Source organism: Rhodococcus sp. 15-649-2-2, assembly GCF_002258645.1.
Classification (GTDB): domain Bacteria; phylum Actinomycetota; class Actinomycetes; order Mycobacteriales; family Mycobacteriaceae; genus Rhodococcoides.
Genome location: NZ_NPFM01000010.1, coordinates 91,367 through 107,433 on the forward strand (window position 1 = coordinate 91,367; position 16,067 = coordinate 107,433).

17 protein-coding genes are annotated in these 16,067 nt (G+C 63.8%); 10 read left to right on the top strand and 7 right to left on the bottom strand.

What is annotated here, in order from left to right; translation table 11 throughout:
• Positions 1-8: 8 nt before the first annotated feature.
• The 4 genes from CH305_RS04690 to CH305_RS04705 form a co-directional block, all read right to left on the bottom strand.
• Positions 9-893: a universal stress protein gene (locus CH305_RS04690; RefSeq protein ID WP_094702932.1), complete on the bottom strand. Its 885-nt coding sequence runs from the start codon at positions 891-893 to the stop codon at positions 9-11.
• The gene (locus CH305_RS04695; RefSeq protein ID WP_094702933.1) at positions 890-1,732 is read right to left on the bottom strand and encodes a universal stress protein; all 843 of its coding nucleotides are present in this window, start codon (positions 1,730-1,732) and stop codon (positions 890-892) included. The genes CH305_RS04690 and CH305_RS04695 overlap by 4 nt, the downstream gene beginning before the upstream one ends.
• A 120-nt stretch (positions 1,733-1,852) precedes the next feature.
• Positions 1,853-3,559, bottom strand: coding sequence for a GAF domain-containing sensor histidine kinase (locus CH305_RS04700; RefSeq protein ID WP_094702934.1), 1,707 nt, complete (start codon positions 3,557-3,559; stop codon positions 1,853-1,855).
• Entirely contained in the window at positions 3,552-4,223 is a 672-nt protein-coding gene (locus tag CH305_RS04705; protein WP_032405498.1) for a response regulator transcription factor, read from the bottom strand. Before CH305_RS04705 ends, CH305_RS04700 begins: the two co-directional genes overlap by 8 nt.
• Positions 4,224-4,419: 196 nt before the next feature.
• Between CH305_RS04705 and CH305_RS04710 the strand changes: the two genes are divergently transcribed.
• Together CH305_RS04710 and CH305_RS04715 are read left to right on the top strand one after the other, a co-directional pair.
• Positions 4,420-5,388: a universal stress protein gene (locus tag CH305_RS04710; RefSeq protein ID WP_094702935.1), complete on the top strand. Its 969-nt coding sequence runs from the start codon at positions 4,420-4,422 to the stop codon at positions 5,386-5,388.
• Positions 5,389-5,471: 83 nt separating this feature from the next.
• Complete coding sequence (locus CH305_RS04715; RefSeq protein WP_037146967.1) at positions 5,472-5,984, top strand: flavodoxin domain-containing protein; 513 nt, start codon at positions 5,472-5,474, stop codon at positions 5,982-5,984.
• A 69-nt stretch (positions 5,985-6,053) separates the two neighbouring features.
• Here the strand turns inward: CH305_RS04715 and adhP are convergent, their stop codons facing one another.
• Positions 6,054-7,064 (bottom strand): alcohol dehydrogenase AdhP, encoded by a 1,011-nt coding sequence (adhP, locus tag CH305_RS04720; protein ID WP_032405496.1) that lies wholly within the window; start codon positions 7,062-7,064, stop codon positions 6,054-6,056.
• 254 nt (positions 7,065-7,318) lie between these two features.
• Here adhP and CH305_RS04725 point away from each other — a divergent pair, with 254 nt between their 5' ends.
• On the top strand, positions 7,319-7,753 hold the full coding sequence (locus tag CH305_RS04725) for a DUF1003 domain-containing protein (protein ID WP_094619113.1): 435 nt from the start codon (positions 7,319-7,321) through the stop codon (positions 7,751-7,753).
• A 222-nt stretch (positions 7,754-7,975) separates the two neighbouring features.
• Here CH305_RS04725 and CH305_RS04730 read toward each other — a convergent pair whose 3' ends face one another.
• Positions 7,976-9,355, bottom strand: coding sequence for a rhodanese-like domain-containing protein (locus tag CH305_RS04730; RefSeq protein ID WP_094702988.1), 1,380 nt, complete (start codon positions 9,353-9,355; stop codon positions 7,976-7,978).
• 129 nt (positions 9,356-9,484) lie between these two features.
• On the opposite strand from CH305_RS04730, the gene CH305_RS04735 reads away from it, so the two are divergent.
• From CH305_RS04735 to CH305_RS04755, 5 genes are all read left to right on the top strand, one after another.
• A complete protein-coding gene (locus CH305_RS04735) occupies positions 9,485-10,258 on the top strand; it encodes a sulfite exporter TauE/SafE family protein (protein ID WP_094702936.1) in 774 nt (257 codons plus the stop codon).
• Positions 10,259-10,394: 136 nt separating this feature from the next.
• Positions 10,395-10,991 (top strand): hypothetical protein, encoded by a 597-nt coding sequence (locus CH305_RS04740; RefSeq protein WP_141216450.1) that lies wholly within the window; start codon positions 10,395-10,397, stop codon positions 10,989-10,991.
• Between the two features lie 85 nt (positions 10,992-11,076).
• Complete coding sequence (locus CH305_RS04745) at positions 11,077-12,204, top strand: cation:proton antiporter (protein ID WP_032405494.1); 1,128 nt, start codon at positions 11,077-11,079, stop codon at positions 12,202-12,204.
• A gap of 105 nt (positions 12,205-12,309) precedes the next feature.
• Positions 12,310-12,618: a WhiB family transcriptional regulator gene (locus tag CH305_RS04750; RefSeq protein ID WP_032405493.1), complete on the top strand. Its 309-nt coding sequence runs from the start codon at positions 12,310-12,312 to the stop codon at positions 12,616-12,618.
• Positions 12,619-12,753: 135 nt separating this feature from the next.
• Positions 12,754-12,975 carry an ANTAR domain-containing protein gene (locus CH305_RS04755; RefSeq protein WP_080734223.1) on the top strand — a complete coding sequence of 74 codons (222 nt, stop codon included), beginning with the start codon at positions 12,754-12,756 and terminating at the stop codon, positions 12,973-12,975.
• Between the two features lie 144 nt (positions 12,976-13,119).
• On the opposite strand, the gene CH305_RS04760 is transcribed toward CH305_RS04755, so the two are convergent.
• Entirely contained in the window at positions 13,120-14,334 is a 1,215-nt protein-coding gene (locus CH305_RS04760) for an EAL domain-containing protein (protein WP_094702938.1), read from the bottom strand.
• Between the two features lie 448 nt (positions 14,335-14,782).
• Between CH305_RS04760 and praA the strand changes: the two genes are divergently transcribed.
• On the top strand, positions 14,783-15,292 hold the full coding sequence (gene praA / locus CH305_RS04765; RefSeq protein ID WP_032405490.1) for an alkane oxidation protein activator PraA: 510 nt from the start codon (positions 14,783-14,785) through the stop codon (positions 15,290-15,292).
• A 47-nt stretch (positions 15,293-15,339) separates the two neighbouring features.
• Positions 15,340-16,059 (top strand): hypothetical protein, encoded by a 720-nt coding sequence (locus CH305_RS04770; RefSeq protein WP_037146979.1) that lies wholly within the window; start codon positions 15,340-15,342, stop codon positions 16,057-16,059.
• Positions 16,060-16,067: the final 8 nt, after the last annotated feature.

Sequence of the window (16,067 nt, forward strand, 5' to 3'; positions counted from 1 at the left end):
ATCGGCAGCTACCCGCGAGCGACGATCAACGGACAGTCGACACGGTGGGCCAGTGACCGGACGGTGGACCCGAGCAGTAGACCGCTGAAACCACCGCGTCCACTCGAACCGACGACGACGGCCTGGGCTCGTGATGCCACCTCGAGAATCTTGTCGGCCACGTTGCCGCGCAACACTGTTCGTTCCACCGCCACGTCGGGATACTGATGGATCCAGCCGGACAGTCTCTCGGCCAGCACGGTTCGGCCGTTGGAGACGATCGCGTCAGCCCTGTCCGCGGCGGACGCGTCGGGCGACGAGATCAGTTCGTCCGTCGACACGTGCACTGCAAGCAGTCCGGTACCTCGAAGCGAGGCTTCCTCGAAGGCCAAGCGGACGGCTTTCTGGTTGTGCGCCGACACGTCGACTCCGAGGACAACAGGGCCTCCTGCCGGATGCAGTTCCACACTTCCAGGAACGATGACCACAGGGCAGTGCGCTTGAACGGCCACTGCGGTGCTCACCGAGCCGAGCAGTTCAGCGAAGTAATCGCCGTTGCCGCGCGAGCCCACCACCATCATCGAAGCATCGGAGGACTGCTCCAACATGGCCTGAATCGTCGGTCCCACAATCGATTCACTCATGATGCGGAGCGCGTCCGGGTCCCTCACCGAACGTCGAGCAACCAGCGACGCCCAGGCCAGGATCGACTCAGCGGCCGTGTGCTCTTCGGAGCCGATGCGAGGTGGCAGTGCCACGAAACTCGTATACAAGGCCTTGACCTGGTAGGCGGACACCAGCTTCAACGGTGCCCCGCGCAGCTCTGCCGCACGTGCAGCCCAGCCGACCGCATCGAGTGACGAACTCGAGCCATCGACACCGACGACTATCGCTTTCGAGCCGAAGGTGCTCATGCGTGCGGGACGACGAGGACGGGGCACTCGGCGTGCCGCAGGACGGTGGTCAACGTACTTCCCGGCACGCGATCGCGCTCGTGACCGAGCACCAGCAGCTGTGCGGTGTCGGACACCGCGATCAACTCCGATCCCGAGTCTGCTTCGGCGTAGACCGACGCCACACGCACCGACGGGTAGTCCGCACCGAACGGTTCCAACCGGACGTCCATTGCCGATTCAGGGTGTAGATGGTCGACCGGTCCGCTGATGGCGCTCACCAGAATGGACGTGATTGCCTGGGTGTGTACGGCGAGCACACTGGCCCCGCGCATCGCCGCTTCCTGAAATGCCTGTGCCACGACGACATCTGTCTCCGAGACCTTCGCGTCTCCCAACGCGGCGACGACTGCGCCGGCGCGTTCGACGTCGAAGGTACGGACGATCGCCACGGGATGGGCCGAGCATTCGACTACCGTATGCACCACGGATCCGAGAACCCATGCAGCAAAAGAGTTTTCGGTAGTAGTGCCCAACACCGTCAGGCACGCCGATGCCGCTTCGGACAACATCACCGTCTCCGGTCGGCCCTGCAGCACGACGGCTTCTACGATGACGGCCGGATCGCTCGTCTTCGCCGCGATCGCGGCACGGTCCAAAACGATGCGGGCGTAGTCACCGTCCACGTCGGGTGCGCCGTACACCGTTTCGCGCTGCAGATGGGGTTGGATCACGTGCACCAGACGCACTGATGTCCCGCGACCGCGAGCCTCGCGGACGGCGAAGCGCACTGCATCGAGCGCAGCCGTCGATCCGTCGATTCCGACTACAACGGGTCCGGTGGTGTCTGCGATGTTCATCGGGTTCCTCTCGGTGGTGCGACGATAGGTTCTGCAGCTTCATCGAGAACGCTACGAGCGCACACCCACTCGATGCAGCGGTCGGAGGTCACCGAAACAGGTGACCAACGACTGCACCCGTCAGGGCAGCGGTACCGACCAGGTCACCTCGGTGCCGCTGCCGGAAGGGCCGGGGCCGATGTTCATCGACCCACCGCACTCGACGGCACGGGCACCGAGGTTGGACAGTCCGCTGGCGGTGGTGTCCTCGGGCATTCCGATCCCGTTGTCCGACACAATGATCTGCATGTCATCGCCGACCGACAGGGTGACGGTCACCGTGTCGCCCTTCGCATGATGAACAACGTTGCTGACCGTCTCGCGGACGACGGCAACGGCATGATCGGCGAGTTTGGTGTCGACGACCGACAGTGGTCCGAACATCCGGACGACAGCACGGATATCGACGTTCTCGGTGAGTTCGAGTACCGCGCTGTTGACGCGTTGGCGCAATCGTGTTGCCGAGTGGGATGTGCTCTGCAGGTCGAAGATCGTCGTTCGGATGTCCTGCACAGTGTCCTGCAGATCGTCGATCGTTCGCGACAACCGCTTCCTGATGTCCTCGGATTCGGCGCGCTGCAAGGTGCTCTGTAAAGCCAAGCCGGCAGCGAAGATTCGTTGAATCACGTGATCGTGCAGGTCGCGGGCGATACGGTCACGGTCGGACAACACTTCGAGTTCGTGCATCCGACGGGTGGCATCGGCCATCTGCATCACCAATGCGGCCTGGTTCGCGAAGTTCGATACCATGTCGAGCTGCGTATCGTCGAACAGCCCATTACCTTCCTTGCGAAGCACCACCAACACACCGCTGACTCCATCGGAAACGCGAAACGGTGAAATCAGTGCGGGACCGAAGACAGCGTCCACACCGCTCACCTTGTATTCGAGACGTCCCTTTCTCAACGCTGTTCTGCGCCGAAACGCCACTCCCGTGCTCGACCCCTCGATGGGGATGACAGCACCCACCATTCGATCCGCTCCGACTCCTTCGCTGACCGTGACGACGAGTTCGGTGACATCCTCGAACGGTTGGTCGGTGTCCTCGGGAACCGCAATGAACGCCGCATCGGAACCGGTCAGGTGCAATGCCTTCCGAGACACCATCTGCAAAACCTCGTCGAGATCGGTCCCGGCGAGGAGTTCGGTGCCGATGTCCCGAGTTGCTTCCATCCATGCTTGGCGTGTGCGCGAGTCCTCGTACAGCCGGGAATTCTCGATGGCGATGCCGGCGGCGGACGCCAACGCCTTGGTGACGACCTCGTCGTCCTCGGTGAACTGCTTGCCGTCCTTCTTCTCGGTGAGATAGAGGTTGCCGAATATCTCGTCACGAACCCGAATAGGCACGCCCAGAAACGTTTTCATCGGAGGATGGTTCGGTGGGAATCCCACCGACTCCGGGTGCGCACTGAGATCTTCCAAGCGCAACACGTTCGGCCGGTCGACGAGCAGTCCCAGCACCCCACGGCCGGTGGGGAGCGGGCCGATCGCGACGCGGGTGTCCTCGTCCATGCCGTAGTTGATGAACGCACTCAACCCGTGGCCTTCGCCCCGCACACCGAGGGCTCCGTATCGAGCGTCGACGAGTTCGACAGCCGATTCCACGATCGACCGCAACGTCACCTCCAGATCGAGACCGGAGGTGATGACGAGCATGGCGTCGAGCAGACCGTCGGCTTGGACTCTGGCATCGGCGATTCGGCCGATGCGGTCTTGCACCTCGGCCAACAATTCACCGAGTCGCAGTTGGGGCAACGACGATCCGGTGTCACCGTGCTTGTCATCCATCCCGCGACCCCGGGTGACGCCCCGTCGGCGGAGCGGTGTCGGCAAGTTTCGACGCGTACACCGCAGCTTGAGTACGCCGCTCCATCCCGAGCTTGGCGAGCAGCCGGGATACGTAGTTCTTCACCGTCTTCTCCGCCAGAAACATCCGGGCGGCAATCTGCCTGTTGGTGAGGCCTTCGCCCAGTAGATCCAGCAACGTGCGTTCCTGGCTGGTGAGGTGGTCGATCGGTCCGGGGGTCGCCGTTCCGGACCGCAGTTTGTCCATCAACGCCGCGGCCGCACGATTGTCGAGCAGCGACCTACCGGAACCCACGTCCTTGATCGCTCGGGTCAGTTCCATGCCAGTGATGTCCTTGACGACATAACCGCTCGCGCCCGCGAGTATCGCGTCGAGCATGGCCTGGTCCTCGGTGAACGAGGTCAGCATCATGGTCTTGAGGTTCGGCAGGCGATCGAGAAGTTCGCGGCACAGTTCGATTCCGTTGCCGTCGGGCAGTCGCACGTCGAGCACCGCGACATCGGGTTGCAGGGCCGGGATACGAGCGAGCGCCTGTGCACAGCTGCCTGCCTCGCCGACGACCTCGAGGTCGGGATCGGAGTCGATGAGGTCGATCAGACCACGCCGCACGATCTCGTGATCGTCCACCAAGAAAACCGTGACCACGTCGACACACCTCACCTGCGTCCACGCTGGGCGCCTCGACTTCCGAGCCTACGGGTCACGGGTGCGTACAACGTGATCTTTCGTCACCGAAACAGGTGACCGAAGTCCTTCGTGTCGGTGTTGTTGTCCTGCCGCGCCTGGGTCCGTGCGCGGCGTCTGATGAGTGTTCCGACACCACGACCGAGGAGGTCACACGATGGGCTCACTACCGACCGTCGTCGGAGTCGACGGATCAGCTGCAGCCTTGGATGCGGTGCGCTGGGCAGTTCTCGACGCACACTTACACCTGTCCGATCTGATTCTCGTCTCGGCGAGGTCGTTACCGAGAGCGCTGACGGGGATGGGCGTTCTTCCCGAACCCGTTGTGGAGCAATCGCGATCGGAGATCAGGACAATCCTCGACGAGGCCCGAATGATGGCGGCGCGCGAGAGCGCGACGGCCGGTGCGATCGCCGTGGACACCGTTTCGTCCGAGAACCCCGCAGTCGCCACGCTTCTCGAACTGTCGGCTACCGCCCGCATGGTGGTCATCGCCACCCGGGGCATCGGCGGGGCCGAACAACGATCGCTCGGGTCCATCGGTTTTGCCGTCACCACCCATGCTCGATGCGCCGTCACGGTCGTGCGTGGCTGGTCGGGCGACGGCGTGGACGCGACGCACCCGGTGGTAGTCGGGGTGGACGGAACGAAGGCGAGCGCAGCCGCAGTGGCACTGGCTTTCGAAGAGGCCTTCGCACGGTCGGCTCCGCTCACGGCGGTGCACAGCTGGTCCGACGCGGATCTGTCGGTCGGGTTTCCGATTCGAGGATTGGAATGGCCCGAGAACCGCCCGGCTGCCGCCGGTCAGCTGGCCCGGATGCTCGAGCCGCACACCCGGCGTCATCCGACGGTGTCGGTGCGAACCGTGGTGGTCAAGGACCGGCCGGTGCAGGCACTCCTCGATCATGCACAGGGCGCTCAGCTTCTCGTGATCGGAAGTCACGGGCGCGGCGGCTACGGAGAGATGATGCTCGGCTCGACCAGCCGGTCGTTGCTGGCACGCGCGCATTGCCCGGTCACCGTCGTCCCGTCGCCCGGTCGCCGACTCGCGCGAATCACCGGGTCCGGATACCTCGATGGGAGCCTTCGCCATGTCGAGCAGTTCGGCGACCGGTCCGGGTCCTAAGTCCCTGTTGCTCGATGCTTAGGCCCGGCAACGTGGTCTGGGAACGTGACCGGCCCCTGGAAACTCGAGAAAGAAAGGCCACCATGCGCATCCTGATCGCGACGGCAAGCCGTCATGGTTCCACCCGTGAACTCGGGCAATGGCTGGGCTCGTCGCTCACCGCAAGACTCGCGGACTCCGCGGTATCGGTGACGGTCGATGTCCGTGACGCCGCCGATGTGGACAGCATCGCCGAGTACGACGCCGTGGTCATCGGAAGTGGCGTCTACATGGGCCGTTGGCTCGGCGATGCCCGATCCCTGGTTGCCCGTGAGCAAGCCGTACTCGAGACCATGCCGGTGTGGCTGTTCTCCAGTGGTCCCATCGGTGCCGGCCTGCAGCCCACGCCGAAATCGGAACGGAGCGAGGCAACTTGGGCGATGGAGCACAAGCTGTTCGGCGGCAAGTTGGACCGATCCACGTTGTCGAGGTTCGAGCGAGTGGTGGTTCGGATGATCGAGGCCGGCGACGGTGACGACAGGTCACGCGCCGAGGTCGACGAGTGGGCCGGCACCATCTGCCGAGCTCTGACGACAACTGCGCCGCGGTCCGTCTGACCGCATCGATGAGCACGCCGATCGCCTGATCCACCTCGCTCGTTTGTGGTGAATCAGGCGTCGAACGTGCTAGAACTCGAAGACCTGGCGTGCGGTGACGCGTCCGGCCATGAGGTCGTCGAAGCATTCGTTGACCTCGTCGAGTTTGCGGGAGACCGCCGACACCGTCGTCCGACCGGCCTCGTGCAGAGCAAACACCTCACGTAGATCTTTCCTGGTACCGACTATCGAACCGAGTACCGAAATTCCGCCGACCACCGTTTCGAAGATCGGCACCGGGAACACACCGTGGGCCGGCATCGACACACATACCAGCCGACCACCGCGGCGCAGTGACCGGAAGGCCTGATCGAAGACGCTGGGGATGACGGCCAGAACGATCGCGACGTCGGCACCACCGAGCGCCTGGATGGCGTCCACCGGGTCGGTCGTCGTCGAATTGACGGTGTGGTCTGCGCCGAGTTCACGCGCGAGTTCGAGTTTCTCGTCTTCGATGTCGACAGCGCTGACGAACCCGCCCGCGATCTTGGCGTACTGCACCGCCATGTGACCGAGCCCTCCGACGCCGAAAATGGCCACCCGCTGAGCCGGAGCAACTCCGCCGACCTTGACTGCCTTGTAGGTGGTGACGCCGGCGCAAGTCAAAGGAGCCGCGTCGAACGAGGAGATGCTGTCAGGAACGCGGACGACGTACCGCGCATGGGCCACAGCGTATTCGGCGTAGGCCCCATCGACGGAGTAGCCGCTGTTCTGCTGCTTCTCGCACAGAGTCTCCCAGCCCGATACACAGTGATCGCATTCGCCGCACGCCGAACCGAGCCACGCGATGGCGACCCGCTCACCGATTCGATCCTTCGACACCTGCGACCCGACCGCCTCGATCACTCCGATGCCTTCGTGCCCGGGGACAAACGGCAAGGTCGGCTTTGCTGGCCAATCCCCCTGCGCAGCATGAATATCGGTGTGACAGACCCCGCACGTCTCCATCTTCACCAGCACCTGCTCGGGCGCGGGCTCCGGAATCGGGATGTCCTTGACGACCAGGGGTTTGCCGAACTCGGTGACAACAGCAGCTTTCATCGTGGACTACCTCCAACTATCCGAACCAATGCCGTTCTCGACCATCGAGCAATGCACACTGTCGATGGTCGGCGCTGCCGCGATCGACATGTAGGGCCGGAAGTCACCGCCGGATCGGGACGTATCCCGAGGCCGGGTCGGGAGCCGAAGGGCTCGGAGAACAGGGGCTTTCGTCCCTGGCACAGCACGGGCACGCCGAACACACTGGGCAGCATGGATTCTGCTGCACACTCCCGATCGAAGACCTGCGAGCGATGAACCTGTGGAGGAGACATCCGGGCGTCCGAACCGGTGACGCACTGACCACCGGCGAACGAGCAGCGGACTACGTCCGGAACGGAATGGGCTCCTGGCCCTTCGTCTTCCTGTTTCTCGGTGTGATGGCACTGTGGGCCGCCTACAACCAGAACGACGGATTCGACCCGTACCCCTTCATCCTACTGAACCTGTTCCTCTCGATGATCGCAGGACTTCAGGGCGCAATCCTGTTGATCTCGGCGAAACGCGCGGATTCGGTGAGCAGCGAGGTTGCGGTACATACACTTTCGAACACGGCCCTGCTGCAGGACATGATCGAGGCAAATACCGTCCTCACCGAATCGGTGGCGCAGCTGGCCGCCGAGATACATACACACGTCTGCCCCTCGGCACATCGTTCCGATGCGAATACCGGTCCGCCGCCTCGATGACTTCTCTCCACTTCGCGATTCAGCGGCGAAAGAACGACCGCACAGTTCGACGTTCCTGGCGAGGCGGCGTCGCTTTCTCACGGCAGGTACAGCGGTCGGATGCCGGCACCGATCGCATGACGGCGTCGACATGTCGACCGCAACCACCCCATCCGGTCTTGTGGCACTTCGCGCAGGCAACGGGATAACACATGATTTTCTCCTCTACTGGTCTGTCGTGCGTCAGGCCGGAACGTGGGCGTCGGCCCAGGCGTCGTACCCACCCAGCAAGTCCGAGACGCCCTCGAATCCCTGCGCTCGAAGCAGTGACGCCGCCACGCTCGAACGCCATCCGCCGGCACAATGCACCACGACGGACTTACCGGTAGGAACTTGATCGAGCCGAGTCCTCAACTGGGCCAGCGGGATCGGGATCGCTCCCGGTATAGTGCCGAGATCGCGTTCACCTGGGTTACGAATGTCGATGAGCGTCACCTCACCCGCTGCGAGCATCGCGTCCAGTTGCTCGACGGTGGTACGAGGCGCGGCCTCGACCAGCTCGGTCAGCCCCGCAGCAAATGCTCCGTCCCCACCGACTCCCAGATAGCCGATCACGTTGTCCGATCCGATTCTGGCCAAGCGTACTGCGGCCTCCTGCTCGTCACCCGGATACGCGAGGAGAACGATGCGCCCGCCGATCTCCGCGACCATTCCGCCGGTTTCGGCAAAGCGGCCGTCGAAGCCCACGTTGACCGACCCGCGGAGATGACCGGCCGCAAAGTCGTCCACACTTCGTGCGTCGAGCACTCGTGTTCCCGCAGCCAGCTCGTCTCGAACCTGGTCGGGCGTCAGAGCGGGGATCGTGCGGCTTCGTGAGAGCAGTGGGTGGACTCGTTTGTTCATCGCGGCGTCGGCGGAGAAGTAGGAGGGCGCCGCAGGCTGCCCCTCGGTGACGAGCGCGACGAAGGCATCCTCGGTCATCGGTTGCACCGACGGGTTCGTCGCCCGCTGTTCACCGATGGTGGAGGTGAGCTCGGTGGACAGGTTCTTGCCGCAGGACGAGCCTGCACCGTGGGCGGGCATGACCACGACTTCGTCAGGCAGCGTCAGCAGCTTCTCGTGGATCGTCGAGTACATCGCACGGGCCAGGTCTGTGGTGGAGCCATCTCCGAGATTGACCAAGTCCGGACGTCCGACATCTCCGATGAAGAGGGAATCACCGGTCAGCACCGCGGTGGGTGTCGCGCCGGGGCATTGCCGAATCAGCACCGAGATCGACTCCCAGGTGTGACCGGGCGTCGAGAGGATTTCGAGTTCGACGTCACCGAGGGACAACCGCTCCCCGTCGCGCAGTCGCCGGATGGGGTAGTCGGTCTCGGCGGATTCACCGAAGCCGATCCATGCACCGGTCGCGTCGACCAGCTCGAGGTGACCCGAGACGAAGTCGGCGTGGAAGTGGGTATTGACGACGCCTTCGAACACGAGTCCGTACTTTGCCGCATCGTCCAGGTACTCGGCGATGTCGCGACGCGGGTCCACGACGATCGCACGTCCGGTGGTCTCGTCACCGATCAGATACGAAGCGTGGGAAAGACATTCGAGGTAGTACTGCTCGAGGATCACGGTTTCCTCCATCTTGCTGTCGCCAGGCGCGATTCACGGGGCGATAGACACAGTGTGTAATACCCCCTAGGGTATGTCAAGTACCCCCTGGGGTATGGCAACGACTCTACGAAACGAAGTGATTGCACGATGACAGTGGCTCCGGCGCTCGGGTTCGGCGCCCTGATCGGGATTCTGCTCGGCCTCCTCGGCGGAGGCGGATCGATTCTTGCGGTACCGGTGTTGGTGTTCGCCCTGGGTCTCGGGGTAGCGGAGGCGATCCCGGTCTCGTTGCTCGTCGTCGGTTCCGCCTCGGCCGTTGGCGTGATTCCGAAGCTTCGGGCCCGCCGAGTCGAATGGCGACTTGCGGCCGTCTTCGCTGCGACCGGCATTCCCGCGACCTTCGCCGGCAGCGCAGTCGGCCGGTTGTTGCCGGACAGGCTACTGCTGCTCGGCTTCGCCGCCGTGATGGTTGCTGCCGGAGCCCGCATGCTCGCCGAGCGGGGGGATATCGGAACAGCCTGTAAGACATCGGGATCGGGCATCAACTGGAGACGCTGTGCGCCACGCTCGATTCCAGCGGGCCTGGCCGTCGGTTTCATGACCGGACTGTTCGGCGTCGGCGGGGGCTTCCTCATCATCCCGGTGCTGGTGCTGATGCTGGGTATCGAGATGTCGGTCGCGGTCGGCACCTCGCTGGTCATCATCGTCGCCAACTCCGTTGCCGGTCTCGTCTCGCACCTGGCCGGCACGAGCATCGACTGGTCCATCACCCTCGCGTTCGCAGGGACGGCAATCGTCGGCTCCCTCTTGGCCGCACACCTCGGAACTCGAGTCGATACTGCGCGGCTGCAACGCCTCTTCGCCTACCTGGTCTTCGCAGTAGCCGGATACGTCGTCATCGACGCGGTATTTCTGAACTGATCCAACGTCCGATCGAGCAATTCGCGGTCCACCGCCCTCGGCGTATCGGGACCTTGTGCCCTTACGCAACCAGTGCACAGCGGCGCAGACTCGTAGTCGATGCCGAACACACGGCCGGCGGGAGTAGGTGACGGGCATGTTCACAGAACACGTGCGCCGTTGGTGGCGACGGAGTCCATGGATCTCCAATCCCCTGATGCGACTGCCCGACAGAATCGAACGAACGGTGTTCGTCGTCGGGGTCGCGATGCTTCTGTTGCTCGTACCCGTCGCCGCGACGGTCGGTTCGGTGACCTACAGTGACCTGTCGCGCCGATCGCAACAGCAACGCGCAGAATATCTTCGGGTCGATGCTCGAATCATCGACTATCCGAAGCCGATCCAGTCCGACGACTACGTCAGCACGAATGCGACCGGTACCGCGACGGTGCGATGGACTGCACCGGACGGCACTACGCGCACGGGTTCGGCCCAGGTGCCATCACCCGTCTCGATCGGTGACACCACGCCACTGTGGCTCGATGCGCGCGGGAACCTCACGCATACACCCGCTACTGCTGCCGGTGCCGTCGTCAACGGAACTGCCACAGCCGTGTTCGTGTGGTTTCTCGGCGCAATCGTCATCGGCGGTCTGGTCCACCTCATTACCGTGGCCGGCGACCGTTCACGCATGCGGCAGTGGGACGAAGACTGGCAACGCTTCGTGCGGTCGCGCGATCATCCTTCGTGCTAGTGCCGTCGATCATTCGCTGTTCCGACACCGCTCGAAGGATGCACGATAACGGCAGCAGCGGATTGCGACCCTACGGCGCGGTCGCATGACCTTCGAGACGCTTGCCCTGTGTGCCGCAGTGGGATTGTTCGGCCCACTGCTGGCGCTGCCGCGCGGGCTTCGGATACCCGTCGTCATCGGAGAACTCGTCGCCGGAATTGCCATCGGCCACACCGGCTTCGGCGTCATCGATCCGAGTGAACAGACACTGAGCTTCCTGGCGCAGGTGGGGTTTGCGCTCGTCATGTTCGTGGCCGGCAGCCAGGTTCCCATTCGTGACCCGCGACTACGGGTCGGCCTCCGGGTAGGCGCTGTGCGGGCTGTGGCCGTCGGGCTGCTGGCCACCGCGCTCGGCTGGGCCGTCTCCGCCGCATTCGATTCACCACACCTCGGTCTCTACGCGGTGCTGATGGCTTCGTCCTCGGCCGCGGTCATCATGCCGATCGTCGAGTCCAGCAAGACGGCCACACCCGGGCTGATGTCCCTTCTGCCTCAGATCGCGCTTGCCGACGCAGTCTGTATCGTCGCGCTGCCCCTCGTGATCGATCCACCGCGCGCCGTCCCCGCCGCGCTCGGATCGGCGGCGGTCATCGCAACTGCCGGCCTGATCTTCGTTGTCCTGCGCCACTTCGACCTCACCGGACTGCGCCGCCGAATCCACCACGCCTCTGCCCAGCGCAAGCTCGCGCTCGAATTGCGCCTCAACCTGGTTCTGCTGTTCGGCCTCGCGGCCCTTGCGGTCCACACTCACGCGTCGGTGATGCTCGCCGGCTTCGGTTTCGGTCTGGCCGTCGCCGCAATCGGAGAACCGAGACGTCTGACGAAACAACTGTTCGCCATCACCGAAGGTTTTCTGGGGCCACTGTATTTCGTCTGGCTCGGAGCGTCCCTCGATCTGCGTGCCTTGGGCAGTCATCCGGGCATGATCGTGCTGGGGCTCGTATTGGGAGGCGGTGCCGTGGCAGTGCACGTTGCCATGCGCCTGACCGGCCAACCCGCCGGACTCGGGATACTCGCGGCAGCCCAACTCGGCGTTCCGGTTTCGGCAGTGACACTCGGCGCGCAAAGCGGCGTCCTGGCTCCCGGTGAGGGCCCGGCCATCGTGCTCGGAGCCCTGGTGACCATCGCGGCGGCGGGCGCAGCCGCGCGGGTATCGGCCCGTCGCGCAGTCTGACTCCTACGGTCCGCGGCGCCGCAAGGCATTTGGGTGTTTCGAGTTACCCGAGGTGGGGAATGTGGGTCGTGGAACGATCGGCACGACGCGAAACGGATCACGACGATGACAGATGACCAGGTCTGGCGCCTCAAGGGTGCGTGCATCGACGACATGGATGCCTACGACTCGCAGCAACTCCCCCGCCATGGACGCAAGCGCGCAGAAAAGGCATGGCGACTGTGCGCCGATTGCCCGGTGTTGCGTAACTGCGCGGAGCAAACGGCGCGCGATATCGAGTCGGGTCGCATTCCGGTCGGCGTTGTCGTCGCCGGTGCCGCTTACCACGACAATGCGAGCAACGGTCGCCGGACCGATGCGTACCGCACTCTCGAATTCTTGATCGGACGACCGCTGTCCAACCCTGCCGCCTGATCACCCAGTCGTTCGATAACACTGCGGTCACGAAAAGCTACGAATTCGGTAACGCCAACAGCTCTGTTCGACGCGAATTCGGTGTGTCTTATCATGCCTGACCTGCGTCGGAACAAGTTGCGCAACAATGCTTCCATGACCGCAGCGCACGTAACCCACTTCGGGCTGCCGGACGATGTTCAGAGGGCACTCTCGCAGCGAGCACCGATAGAACAGGCGAAGGGAATGTTGATGGCAATACATCGCATTTCTGCCGACGCGGCGTTCGCTCTGCTCGTCGACCGATCGCAGGACAGCAATCGAAAGCTTCGCGATATCGCGCAGGAATTGGTGGACAGAGCCTCGACCGAACGGTAATAGCTGAGTCGACCCCGTACGCTGCTTCTTCAACGTACGGGGCCTGAGCAATGCGGCAGTCCGGACTACTTCATTACCTGCTGACCGGTATGCCCTGCCCGGGCTGCCCGAAACATCCCTTCCGGCAGCGCCGTCACGGGTATGTCAGAAACGCGCGAGAATTGCACGCGCACAACGGACTACGGTCGCTCGGTCGTACGACATCACGTAGTCGAATTCACGGTCTGCGTCGACCTCACCACGGTGCAGGTCGATGGCAGCGAGCACTCCGCAGAAGTGTGGTCCGAGCACCACCACGTTCCACTCCTCGACGAGCGAGTCCGTCGGATCGAGAGGCGCATGCACGATGCCGCCCTCTTGCACGTATCCCATCCCGACCCCGTAGACGCCGGCATACGAGATCTGCTCGGCCATCGACACCCAGCGTGCACGGCTGGTGGGAGTGAAGTGTTCGGCCCTCTGAAAAGTGCCGAGTACCAACGTTTCCGGTCCTGCCGATGCAGCCTGCATCTCGAGCGACGTGCTCATCGCGACCAACAGGCGCTTGGTGCTTCGCGTGGCGTTCTTTCCCGCGGATGCGATGGCGTACGGCGATTCCAGAGCGACCGCGGGCGTGCTCCAGGTGGGGAACGGAGGCATCACCTCGGCGGCGTCGGCCGGAAGCTCTTCGGTCGACTGCGCGGCCGGGTACAGCTCGCCCACCCCGTACGTCGCACCGAGTCCGAGCGCGCGGCTTCGATGCAGCGCCGTGTCGACGCCGCTGGCGACGACAACCGCTCCCGTTCGTTCCACCTGAGCAGACACGGCGTGGGCGGTTCGCGCGGTGGACAGGTCGGGACGTGCGGACACCATCGTTCCCGCCAGGATGATCACGTCCGGTTCGATGAGCGGGAGGAGCGTCATCGACTGTGGCCGACGACCGACATCGTCTACGGCGACGACCTTGCCGTCGCGCCGGGCCTTGTCGATCGCCGCGAGAGTACGAGCCGGGCTGTCCACGAGCGCCGCTTCGGTGACGACGACGATGTCGCGGCGAAGTTGCTCTTCGGTGGCGGAGTCGATGGCGGCGAGCGAATCGACATCCATCGAGACGAGCATCGGCAGTCGCACCGACTGCTCGAGTCGAGCGACCCCCCATGCCAGGGCGTCGAGCTCACGCTTGGCGTCCATGGCCCTGGCCGCACGCTTGAGGGCGTCGGCGGAGGCAAGTGGACCGTTCTCGGGCCCATGCAACTGCACTTCGATCGCTGCGAGCGCGCCGTTGTCCAGCCGACAGACCGGGGCGAAATACGGCTGCACCGTCAACTCTCCCGTGTCCGTGTCGACTGCGGATCCTGCTTCGGCCAGCGCGAACGTCACACCACAGTTTGACACGAAAAATCGACCCCCGTCCGGCGGGGGTGGATACGTGTTTCAAACCCGACTTTCGTCGGTTTCTTTTCGCACTCACGATCGTGGACGACAGAGGTGTCGCGAACGACGTCGCAACTATCTCGTTTCGGTAACTTTGCATAACGTTCCGATAACGGGCACCGTACCCGGCGGCCATGCCTCCCCCGGGCCCGTCGACGACCATAAACCGGGCCGAAAACCCATGACGGAGTGGACTTTCGAGATTCGAGCCAGTTTCATTACTATTGCGTACAACAAACGTACCGACCGTATTGTGACTTGTCACAGAGTTGAAATGAAACAATTCCGACATACGTTTCGTCGCCCTAACGTCCCTCCTGGCTACCGGAGCTCCGGTGCCACCGGCTGCCCCGAGAGGGCTCCGGAGCCGCTTCTGGACTTGGAGGATCGATCGATGACGCTCAACCCGCCGACCCGCTCTCGTACACTCGCCGCCGTACTCGCCGCCGTTGCCATCACCGGAGCGACGGTCGGTGCCGCCAGCGCCGGTGCCGCCACCATCTCGCCTGCCGGCACCGCCTTCACTGCACCCGGAACAATCGTCGTGAGCACACCGGCCTCGTTCGGAGTGCCGGTGAGTTGCTCCATCAACCTCATCGGTACCACCAGCGCCGACGGCTCCTCGGCTTCGATCACCGACGCCAAGATCAGCGGTTCCAATCGTCTGTGCAATCTGCCGCAGCTCAAGAACCTGCCCTGGACCCTCACCCCCACCAGCGCCACCACCGGCGAAGTGTCCAACGTGGGCTTCTCGCTGGTCGGGTACAACTGCGGACCGGCAACCCTGGCCGGTTCGTTCGACAACATGACCAACACTCTGACGTCGACCAACCAGCCGATGTCCGGTAACTGCACGGTCAACAGCCTGTCGGTCCAGCCGAATCCGGCCTTCACCCTGTCCTGACGCTCGACCTCGTCCGAGAAACAACCCATCCTCGAAAAGGAAACTACGTGAAGATCCGCAACAAGACTGTCGTCACCATGGCGGCACTGGCATCGTCCGTCGCACTCGCAACGATGGTGGCCGCCCCGGCCAACGCTGCCGACACGCTTCCCATCACGTTCCAGGCAGACACGACGACCACCATCGCCAAGACCGGTCAGCCGGTGGTGTTCCCGACGACCGACCTGGTCACCGACGTCGACCTCGTCGGCGGCACGGTCACCGGTTCGCTCGCCCTCCCGCAAGCGTCCGCCAACCTCAAGCTCGGCCCGGCGACGCTGGCGAAGTTCACAATCTCCATCGTCGACGCGACCCCGGTGTCCGGCACCCTCGTCCAGGGCGGACCCGCCGAGGCACCCACCTTGGATCTCGATGTTCAGCAGAGCTTCAAGATCCGAATCGATTCGGTGAAGCCGCTGGGTATCGACACCGGATCGGCAGGGTCGGCCTCACTCGATCTGATCCCCGCGGGTGCCAATTGCGTCACCGCGGAAACCACCGCCAACCTCACCGGTTCGCTCGATGCCATCGATCTGATCCAGAACAACCAGACCGACTCACATGTCAAGGGCACCTACACGATTCCGCAGTTCCAGAACTGTGGCGCGTTCACCTCGGTGCTCAATGCCATCATCGCCGGCCCCGGCAACACCCTCGACGTGCACCTGACCAACCCGGTCTTCGACGTCGGCACGCAGTCCGCGATCGCAGCCGAGGTTGCCCGCTAGAGGTAATA

Excerpts from the sequence above, each read along its gene's own strand:
- CH305_RS04740 (WP_141216450.1), top strand. The coding sequence starts at position 10,395 with ATGTTCACAGAACACGTGCGCCGTTGGTGGCGACGGAGTCCATGGATC.
- adhP (WP_032405496.1), bottom strand. The coding sequence starts at position 7,064 with ATGAAAGCTGCTGTTGTCACCGAGTTCGGCAAACCCCTGGTCGTCAAG.
- CH305_RS04750 (WP_032405493.1), top strand. The coding sequence starts at position 12,310 with ATGACAGATGACCAGGTCTGGCGCCTCAAGGGTGCGTGCATCGACGAC.
- CH305_RS04725 (WP_094619113.1), top strand. The coding sequence starts at position 7,319 with ATGAACCTGTGGAGGAGACATCCGGGCGTCCGAACCGGTGACGCACTG.
- CH305_RS04715 (WP_037146967.1), top strand. The coding sequence starts at position 5,472 with ATGCGCATCCTGATCGCGACGGCAAGCCGTCATGGTTCCACCCGTGAA.
- CH305_RS04745 (WP_032405494.1), top strand. The coding sequence starts at position 11,077 with ATGACCTTCGAGACGCTTGCCCTGTGTGCCGCAGTGGGATTGTTCGGC.
- CH305_RS04700 (WP_094702934.1), bottom strand. The coding sequence starts at position 3,559 with ATGGATGACAAGCACGGTGACACCGGATCGTCGTTGCCCCAACTGCGA.
- praA (WP_032405490.1), top strand. The coding sequence starts at position 14,783 with ATGACGCTCAACCCGCCGACCCGCTCTCGTACACTCGCCGCCGTACTC.
- CH305_RS04710 (WP_094702935.1), top strand. The coding sequence starts at position 4,420 with ATGGGCTCACTACCGACCGTCGTCGGAGTCGACGGATCAGCTGCAGCC.
- CH305_RS04735 (WP_094702936.1), top strand. The coding sequence starts at position 9,485 with ATGACAGTGGCTCCGGCGCTCGGGTTCGGCGCCCTGATCGGGATTCTG.
- CH305_RS04690 (WP_094702932.1), bottom strand. The coding sequence starts at position 893 with ATGAGCACCTTCGGCTCGAAAGCGATAGTCGTCGGTGTCGATGGCTCG.
- CH305_RS04695 (WP_094702933.1), bottom strand. The coding sequence starts at position 1,732 with ATGAACATCGCAGACACCACCGGACCCGTTGTAGTCGGAATCGACGGA.
- CH305_RS04755 (WP_080734223.1), top strand. The coding sequence starts at position 12,754 with ATGACCGCAGCGCACGTAACCCACTTCGGGCTGCCGGACGATGTTCAG.